The following is a 753-nucleotide window of genomic DNA, read 5'->3' on the forward strand; positions in this document are numbered from 1 at the left end:
CGCGAAGCGATTGGTGGATTTTTCTAGACAGCCCCCCCTTTGGGATCAATCGCCTTTTTTTTCGGCGATTGAATCCCTTCTTGCTTGAGCAGAAATGCGCGCATAAAAAAATCACAAGCGCGAAGTGATTGGTGGATTTTTCTAGACAGCCCCCCCTTTGGGATCAATCGCCTTTTTTGACGCAGTAAAGGCGTTGCGTGCAACGCCTCAACAAGCAATTCTAACCTAATTTGAAAAAATCGTTTAATCCTTAGCAGGAAAGTATTACATTTGCGGCTCTTATTTTGCCCGGATGGTGGAATAGGTAGACACGCAGGACTTAAAATCCTGTGACCATTGCGGTCGTGCGGGTTCAATTCCCGCTCCGGGTACTCAGAAGCTCTGTAACAGATTTGTTGCAGAGCTTTTTGAATTTCAGAGATTAAGCGTTCTTTTGTTTATCTCGCCAAAACTCCCTTAAAAACAGAGTTATGGCGAAGTATAAAATCTTATTTTGACATCAAGCAACTCATATCCAGCGAGTTTTGAATTAATTCTAGACTGTATTTATTTTCGCTTATCCCGTAAGGAGTAACCATGGTTATATAAATATTCTTGCGGCTATTAATGTCCTTTTGCAGTTCAATAACCTGAGTTCGATTCTAAAATAGTTGTGGCAGCGTGTTAAAATCGGCTTCATATTTTATAGCTGGTTTCTTTTGAAAAAACGAGTATGCTATTAAGCCAGAGAGTAGATTTGAAATAAAATTACCA

The 753-nt window shown here is 40.2% G+C and carries 1 tRNA gene and 1 pseudogene; one reads left to right on the top strand and one right to left on the bottom strand.

The annotated features are described in order from the left end of the window. The first annotated feature begins 286 nt into the window (after positions 1–286). Positions 287–371 (top strand) — tRNA-Leu (locus G3O08_RS20775). A gap of 270 nt (positions 372–641) precedes the next feature. On the opposite strand, the pseudogene G3O08_RS22000 reads toward G3O08_RS20775, so the two are convergent. Further along, positions 642–753 (bottom strand): annotated as a pseudogene (locus tag G3O08_RS22000) (IS982 family transposase); the annotation flags it as partial.

It is taken from the genome of Cryomorpha ignava (assembly GCF_010686655.1).
Classification (GTDB): domain Bacteria; phylum Bacteroidota; class Bacteroidia; order Flavobacteriales_D; family Cryomorphaceae; genus Cryomorpha; species Cryomorpha ignava.